This is a genomic window from Kocuria kalidii (assembly GCF_044462225.1).
Classification (GTDB): Bacteria; Actinomycetota; Actinomycetes; order Actinomycetales; family Micrococcaceae; genus Kocuria; species Kocuria kalidii.
Map to the genome: position 1 here is coordinate 58,885 of NZ_JBISWJ010000108.1, position 7,395 is coordinate 66,279.

Consider the following 7,395-nt stretch of genomic DNA (forward strand, 5'->3'; position numbering starts at 1 on the left):
ACGTGCTGACGTCCACAACGCTGAGGGATACTCCCCTAGGCTGAGCACAGTCTATACGCGCCCTGCACCCCTCCTGTGCACGGTGGTCCACGGGGACACGGGGTCGCGGCCCCGGTGCGTCCCGCCCGGCGGTCCCCGGGCTCAGGCGTGCCCGGCCTGCTGCATCTGCCGCAGCTCCTTCTTCAGGTCGGCGAGCTCGTCCCGGATCCGGCCGGCCAGCTCGAACTGCAGCTCGGCGGCGGCGGCCTGCATCTGCTCCGTCATCTGCGCGATGAGGTCCGAGAGGTCCTCGGCCGGAGCCGCGGCGAACCCGTCCCGGCGCAGCTTGTCGGCCGCGGCCGCGGCGGCGTCCGGCCCGCCCCGGCCCCCGGTCGGCGCGGTCTTCTTGCCGGCGGACGCGCGCTGCGCGAGCAGCTCCCGGGTGTCCTCCTCCTCGCGCTGGAGCTGGTCGGTGATGTCCGCGATCTTCTTCCGCAGGGGCTGCGGGTCGATCCCGTGCTCCGTGTTGTAGGCGACCTGGATCTCCCGGCGCCGGTTCGTCTCGTCGATCGCTGTGGCCATCGAGGCGGTGATCCGGTCGGCGTACATGTGCACCTGGCCGGAGACGTTGCGGGCGGCACGGCCGATGGTCTGGATGAGGGACGTCGTGGAGCGCAGGAAGCCCTCCTTGTCGGCGTCCAGGATCGCCACGAGGGACACCTCGGGCAGGTCCAGGCCCTCGCGGAGCAGGTTGATGCCCACGAGCACGTCGAACGCGCCCATCCGCAGCTCCCGCAGCAGCTCCACCCGGCGCAGCGTGTCGACGTCGGAGTGCAGGTACTGGACCTTCACCCCGTGCTCCATGAGGTACTCGGTGAGGTCCTCGGCCATGCGCTTGGTGAGCGTCGTGACGAGGACCCGCTCGTCCCGCTCGACCCGCACGTTGATCTCGTCCAGCAGGTCGTCGATCTGTCCCTTGGTGGGCTTGACGATCACCTCGGGGTCCACCAGGCCGGTGGGGCGGATGATCTGCTCCACGTAGCCGTCCGCCTGGGAGAGCTCGTACTTGCCGGGCGTGGCGGAGAGGTAGACGGTCTGGCCGATGCGCCCGAGGAACTCGTCCCACTTCAGCGGGCGGTTGTCCATCGCCGAGGGCAGCCGGAAGCCGTGCTCCACGAGGGTGCGCTTGCGGGACATGTCGCCCTCGTACATGCCGCCGATCTGCGGGATGGTCACGTGGGACTCGTCGACCACCAGCAGGAAGTCGTCGGGGAAGTAGTCGATGAGGCAGTGCGGGGCGGACCCGCGGGGGCGGCCGTCGATGTGCAGCGAGTAGTTCTCGATGCCGTTGCAGTAGCCCATCTGCTCCATCATCTCGAGGTCGTACGTGGTGCGCATGCGCAGCCGCTGGGCCTCGACGAGCTTGTTCTGGGACTCCAGCTCCTGCAGCCGCGCGGCGAGCTCGTCCTCGACGGCCTTCACCGCCCGGGCCATCCGGTCCGCGCCGGCCACGTAGTGGGAGGCCGGGAACACGTACATCTCCTCCTCGTCCCGGATGATCTCCCCGGTCAGCGGGTGGAGGGTGTAGATGGACTCGATCTCGTCGCCGAAGAACTCCACGCGCACCGCGTGCTCCTCGTACATCGGGATGATCTCCACGGTGTCCCCGCGCACCCGGAAGGTGCCGCGGTGGAAGTCGACGTCGTTGCGCGCGTACTGCATGTTCACGAACCGGCGCAGCAGCTCGTCGCGGTCCATCTCCTGCCCCCGGCGCAGGGTGACCATCTGCTCGACGTACTCCTCGGGGGTGCCCAGGCCGTAGATGCAGGACACGGTGGCGACCACGACGACGTCGCGCCGGGTGAGCAGGGCGTTGGTCGCGGAGTGCCGCAGCCGCTCGACCTCCTCGTTGACCGAGGAGTCCTTCTCGATGAAGGTGTCGGTCTGCGGGACGTAGGCCTCCGGCTGGTAGTAGTCGTAGTAGGACACGAAGTACTCGACCGCGTTGTTGGGCAGCAGCTCCCGGAGCTCGTTCGCCAGCTGCGCGGCGAGCGTCTTGTTCTGCACCATGACGAGGGTGGGGCGCTGGACGCGCTCGATCAGCCAGGCCGCCGTCGCGGACTTGCCGGTGCCGGTGGCGCCGAGCAGGACGACGTCCTTCTCCCCCGCCCCGATCCTCGTGGCGAGCTCCTCGATGGCCCTGGGCTGGTCGCCCGCCGGCACGTAGTCGGAGATGACCTCGAAGGGGGCGACGACACGGTTGATCTTCTGCGCGAGGCTCATGCCACCAGGCTACGCGCCGCCCCGGACACGGGACCCCGGTTCCTCCGGAGGCGATCGGCCGGGACCGGGACGCCGTAGGCTCGTCCGACAGACGCCTCCGAGAGGTCCCGCCGCGCCGGCGGGCCGGGCGTGCGAGCAGGAGGACAGCGTGACCGACGAGCGAGGGCGGACCGGCAGCCACCAGGAGCGGTTCGTGGGCGAGCAGGACCTCACGACCTGGCGGACCCGTCTGGGACGGTTCCTGGTGCGGTGCGCCCGGTGGCTGGCCCGGCGGCTCGGGCCCCACGCGGCGCTCCTCGTCCCGCTCGTGGTCGGCCTGGGCATCGTGGTGGCCATGACGGTCGCCTCGGCGGAGGTCTACGAGTCCGTCATGGACCAGGACGACGCCGCCGCGCTGGACCAGCCCCTGCTGGACGCGGCGATGTCGGTGCGCTCACCGGCGCTCGACGCGCTCGTGACGGCGTACACCCACGTGGGCGGGGTGGTCTGGATGCCGGTCCTGACGGTCGCCGCCATGCTGGCGCTCGCGGCCGCCCGGCGGTCCTGGACCCCGGTCGTGCTGATCACGGTGGCCGCGGCCGGGTCCCTGCTGATGACCGTGGCGGGCAAGCCCCTCATCGGCCGGGCCCGGCCGGACCTCGAGGACGCCGTCCCGCCCTACGAGTACTCGGCGTCGTTCCCGAGCGGCCACTCCCTGAACGCGTTCGTCGTCGCCGGCATCGTGGCCTACCTGCTGGTGCTGCGGCAGCGCGCCCGCCTGATCCGGGTCCTGACGATCGCCGCCGCGGCGGCCTTCGCGCTCAGCATGGCGCTGAGCCGGGTGTACCTGGGCCACCACTGGTTCACCGACGTGCTCGTCTCCCAGACCCTCGGGGCGGCGTGGCTGGCGCTGGTCATCACGGCGCACCGGCTGCACCTCACGGTCCGGCACCGCGGCGGCGACGGCGCGCGCCCCTGACCGGGGGCGCGGTGCACCGGCGCGGTCACATCCGCTGGTACCGGGACCGCACCACCATGAACACCCCGTAGCAGATCAGCCCCAGCGCCACGGCCCCGAGGATCCACGTCCCGAAGGGCTGCTCCTGGAGGGACTTCAGCGCGCCGTCCAGGCCGGTCGCCTCCTCGGGGTCGTGCTGGATCGTGGCCACGACGAAGAGCACGCCGAGCACGCCCAGGGCGACGCCCTTCGCCGCGTAGCCGACCACCCCCAGCCACACCACGGCCGCACCGGCCGTGCCGGGCGGCAGGCTCGTCAGGTTCTCCTCGAAGGACCGCGTCAGGCCCCGGTGCACGAGGAAGACGCCGGCGACGACGAGGCCTGCGCCCACCGCGATCAGGAGCACCATGCCGGCCGGGTGGGCCATGAGCCGTGCGCTGATCGACTGCGTGGACTCGCTGCTGTCGCTCGTTCCGCCGAGCGCGTAGGTGCCGAACACGAACCCGATCGCGCCGTAGACGACCGCCTTGCCGCCCATCTCGACGCGGTGCTTGAGCCGCTCCCGGTCCGAGCGCTGCGTCGCGCCGAAGAAGATCTCACTGAACAGGAAGACGGCGAGCGCGGCGCAGCCGAGGAAGCACACCCACAGCAGGACCGTGCCGCCCGGGCTGCCGGCGAGCGCGGCGACGGCCCCCGACTGGTCCGCCGAGCCGGACCCGCCACGGGCCACGCGCAGTGCGATGACCCCGATCATCAGGTGCAGCAGACCCGCCGCGACGTAGCCGGCCCGCGCCGCGAGGACGAACCCGCGGGAGTCCGTCGCGTCGTCCGCGGCGTCGGCCGCCCTCGCGGCCTGCCGGTCGACCTCGCCCATGGTTCCTCCTGTGCTGTGCACCTCCATGGTGCGCCGCCGCGGCGTGGGTGTCCACGACGCCGTTCGGCCGACACCGCCTACTGTTCGAAGGCCGCGTCGAACGCGGCGCCGGAGGGCGCGAAGTCGAAGCCCTTGAGGAAGGCGAGCGCCTCGGGGGCCCCCCGGAGGCGGTCCATGCCGGCGTCCTCCCACTCCACGGAGACGGGCCCGTCGTAGCCGATGGCGGTGAGGGCGCGGAAGCTGTCCTCCCAGGGCACGTCCCCGCGGCCGGTCGAGACGAAGTCCCAGCCCCGGCGGGGATCGCCCCAGGGCAGGTGCGAGGACAGGACGCCGTTGCGACCACCGCCCGTCCGCATCCTCGTGTCCTTGCAGTCCACGTGGTAGATCCGCTCCGCGAAGTCGGAGATGAACGCCACCGGGTCGATCTGCTGCCACAGGAAGTGGCTCGGGTCCCAGTTCAGCCCGAAGGCCTCGCGGTGGCCGACGGCCTCCAGCGCCCGGTGCGTCGACCAGTAGTCGTAGGCGATCTCGGAGGGGTGCACCTCGTGGGCGAAGCGGACCCCGCACTCGTCGAACACGTCCAGGATGGGGTTCCACCGGTCCGCGAAGTCCTGGTAGCCGGCGTCGATCACCTCCCGGGGGACCGGGGGGAACATCGCCACGTACTGCCAGATGGACGACCCGGTGAAGCCGACCACGGTGTCCACCCCCAGCTTCTGCGCCAGCCGCGCCGTCAGCTGCATCTCCTCGGCGGCGCGGGTGCGCACGCCTTCCGGATCGCCGTCGCCCCAGACCCGGGGGCCCACGATGGCCCGGTGCCGGAAGTCGATCGGGTCGTCGCAGACGGCCTGGCCCTTGAGGTGGTTGGAGATCGCCCAGACCCCGAGCCCGTGGCGGGCGAGGATGTCGAGCCGGTCCTGGACGTAGGCGTCGTCGTCCCACCGCCAGGCGTCGAGGTGCTCGCCGGAGACGGCGATCTCCAGGCCGTCGTAGCCCCACCCGGCCGCGAGCTCCGCGACCTCCTCGAGGGGGAGATCGGCCCACTGGCCGGTGAACAGCGTGTAGCGGCGTCCCATGAGAGTCCTTCGGGTCGGGAGAGCTGGTGGTCGGTCGGTCGTGCGGCGGGCCGGGAGGAGGTGCGGGGCCGGCGGGCGGGTCAGCGGGCTCGGCGGGATGTCACAGGGCGACGGCGGCGCCGGACCGCGCCGCGCTCTGCGTCACGGCGTGCAGCACGCGCTGGACCGCGAGCCCGTCCTGGAAGTCCGGGGCGGCCGGGGTCCCCGTGTCGATGGCGCGCAGGAAGTCGGCGGCCTGGCTGGTGAACGTGTGGTCCCAGCCGAGGACGTGCCCGGCCGGCCACCACGCCCCCACGTACGGGTGGGACTCCTCGGTGACGAGGACCCGGCTCCAGCCCCGGACGTCCTCCGGGAGCGTCGCGTCGAAGAACCGGATCTCGTTCAGCCGCTCCAGGTCGAAGCGCAGCCCGCCGAGCGATCCGTACACCTCGATCTCGAAGGCGTTCTTGCGCCCGGTGGCGCAGCGGGTGACCTCCAGGCTGACCACCGCCCCGGAGGCGGTGCGCAGCGTGGCCCAGGCGGCGTCGTCGACGGTCACGCTCTCCGGGCCGTCGGCGCCCTCCCGGGTCGGGACGAACGTGCCGACCGTCCCGGAGACGGACGTGACGGGCGAGTCCAGGAGGAAGCGCACCTGGTCCACGGCGTGCGACGCCAGGTCGCCGAGCGCCCCGGACCCGGCGGTCTCCCGGCGGAGCCGCCAGGACATGGGCGCGTGCTCGTCGGCGAGCCAGTCCTGCAGATAGCTCACCCGGGCCTGCCGGACCTCGCCCACCCGGCCCTCGGCGATCATCGTGCGGGCCAGTGCCAGGGCCGGCACCCTGCGGTAGTTGAAGCCCACCATGGTCCGGACGCCGCGGGTGCGGGCGTCGGCGGCGGCCGCCACCATCCGCTCCGCCTCGGCCACCGTGTTGGCCAGCGGCTTCTCCACCAGCACGTGCTTGCCCGCCTCCAGGGCGGCCACGGCCATCTCGGCGTGCAGGTGGCCGGGGGTGCAGATGTCGACGAGGTGGATGTCGGGGCGCTCCAGGACCGAGCGCCAGTCGGTGCTGCTCCCCTCCCACCCGTACTGCCGTGCCGACTCGGCGACGTGCCCGGCGTCCCGGCCCACGAGGACCTTCTGCGCCACGCGCGGCACGGGGTAGAACGCGTTGACGTTGCGCCACGCGTTGGAGTGGGCCTTGCCCATGAAGGAGTGGCCGAGCACGGCGACGCCCAGGGCTCCGGTGGCGGGCCCGCGGTCGCCGGTGGGGTCGGGCACGGGGGTGGTCATGGCTGTCCTCCTCGGCGCGGGGCGCCGGCCGAGCGCAGGAACGCCAGGCCGTCCTCCGCGAGCTGGTCCTGGGTGGGCGCCAGGGGCCGCCAGATCGAGGCGGCGGTGGCGATGCTGGCGTTGCGGGCGGTGAAGCTCTCGATGTTGAGGGCGCCGGTGTAGCCGACGGCGTCCAGGGCCTCGAAGATGCCGGTCCAGTCCGTCTGGTCCCCGCCGGGGGCTCCCCGGTCGTTGCCGCAGACCTGGACGTGCACGAGGTGCTCGCCGGCCGCGCGGACGGCGTCGGCGGAGGAGCGCTCCTCGATGTTCAGGTGGTAGGTGTCCAGGGCCAGGCCGACGCCGCGGCCGAGCAGCGGGCCGAGGGCGTCGAGGGCCTGCGCGGTGGTGTTGAGCAGGGAGGTCTCGTAGCGGTTGAGCGGCTCGATGCCGAGGACCACGCCGGCGGCCTCGGCCTCGGCGGCGAGCGGGGCCAGGTTGCGGCGCAGCTGCTCGTACGTCCGTTCCCGCTCCGCGGCGTCCATCCGCCACACCCGGCCCGTGTGCGCGTAGAAGGGTCCGCACACGGCCGGTGCCCCGACGTCGTGGGCGAGCTGGATGCACGCACTGAGGTAGTGCTGGGTCCGGGCGATCACGGCGTCGTCGGCGAGGACGAGCTCGCGGCCGGGGGCCATGGCGCCCACGATCCAGGGCCGGAGCCCGGCGAGCGCGTCCCGCACCGTCCCGGCCGAGAAGTCGCCGATGTTCTCCAGCGGCAGCTCCACGGCGTCGAACCCCATGGCCGCGATCCTCGCCAGCAGCGGGGGCAGGTTCGCGTCGGTGAGCGGGGACTCCCACACCCAGGTGTTGACGCCGATCACGCGCTGCATGGGCCTGCTTCCTCTCGGGTACGGCGGGGAGTTCTCCGGGGACGATGTGGGGCGGGCGTCGGCCGTGACGCCACCGGGGTGGCGCAGGGCCGGGGTGGTGCCGGGCCCCG

The 7,395-nt window shown here is 72.6% G+C and carries 6 protein-coding genes; 1 reads left to right on the forward strand and 5 read right to left on the reverse strand.

All coding sequences use genetic code 11. The annotated features are described in order from the left end of the window. Nucleotides 1-141 precede the first annotated feature (141 nt). On the reverse strand, nucleotides 142-2,262 hold the full coding sequence (gene uvrB / locus ACH9D3_RS16090; protein ID WP_396411693.1) for an excinuclease ABC subunit UvrB: 2,121 nt from the start codon (nucleotides 2,260-2,262) through the stop codon (nucleotides 142-144). Between the two features lie 148 nt (nucleotides 2,263-2,410). Between uvrB and ACH9D3_RS16095 the strand changes: the two genes are divergently transcribed. Then, the gene (locus ACH9D3_RS16095) at nucleotides 2,411-3,220 is read left to right on the forward strand and encodes a phosphatase PAP2 family protein (RefSeq protein WP_396411694.1); all 810 of its coding nucleotides are present in this window, start codon (nucleotides 2,411-2,413) and stop codon (nucleotides 3,218-3,220) included. Nucleotides 3,221-3,245: 25 nt separating this feature from the next. Here ACH9D3_RS16095 and ACH9D3_RS16100 read toward each other — a convergent pair whose 3' ends face one another. From ACH9D3_RS16100 to ACH9D3_RS16115, 4 genes are all read right to left on the reverse strand, one after another. Continuing rightward, a complete protein-coding gene (locus tag ACH9D3_RS16100) occupies nucleotides 3,246-4,073 on the reverse strand; it encodes a DUF1206 domain-containing protein (RefSeq protein ID WP_396411695.1) in 828 nt (275 codons plus the stop codon). Nucleotides 4,074-4,150: 77 nt separating this feature from the next. After that, complete coding sequence (locus tag ACH9D3_RS16105) at nucleotides 4,151-5,149, reverse strand: TIM barrel protein (protein WP_396411696.1); 999 nt, start codon at nucleotides 5,147-5,149, stop codon at nucleotides 4,151-4,153. A 100-nt stretch (nucleotides 5,150-5,249) separates the two neighbouring features. Continuing rightward, nucleotides 5,250-6,419 carry a Gfo/Idh/MocA family protein gene (locus ACH9D3_RS16110; protein ID WP_396411697.1) on the reverse strand — a complete coding sequence of 390 codons (1,170 nt, stop codon included), beginning with the start codon at nucleotides 6,417-6,419 and terminating at the stop codon, nucleotides 5,250-5,252. Continuing rightward, nucleotides 6,416-7,395: TIM barrel protein (locus ACH9D3_RS16115; RefSeq protein WP_396411698.1), on the reverse strand; the 980-nt coding region annotated here is incomplete at its 5' end. The genes ACH9D3_RS16115 and ACH9D3_RS16110, both read right to left, overlap by 4 nt.

Bases quoted from the DNA above. Each gene is read 5' to 3' on its own strand.
- ACH9D3_RS16100 (WP_396411695.1), bottom strand. From the start codon at position 4,073: ATGGGCGAGGTCGACCGGCAGGCCGCGAGGGCGGCCGACGCCGCGGAC.
- ACH9D3_RS16110 (WP_396411697.1), bottom strand. From the start codon at position 6,419: ATGACCACCCCCGTGCCCGACCCCACCGGCGACCGCGGGCCCGCCACC.
- ACH9D3_RS16105 (WP_396411696.1), bottom strand. From the start codon at position 5,149: ATGGGACGCCGCTACACGCTGTTCACCGGCCAGTGGGCCGATCTCCCC.
- uvrB (WP_396411693.1), bottom strand. From the start codon at position 2,262: ATGAGCCTCGCGCAGAAGATCAACCGTGTCGTCGCCCCCTTCGAGGTC.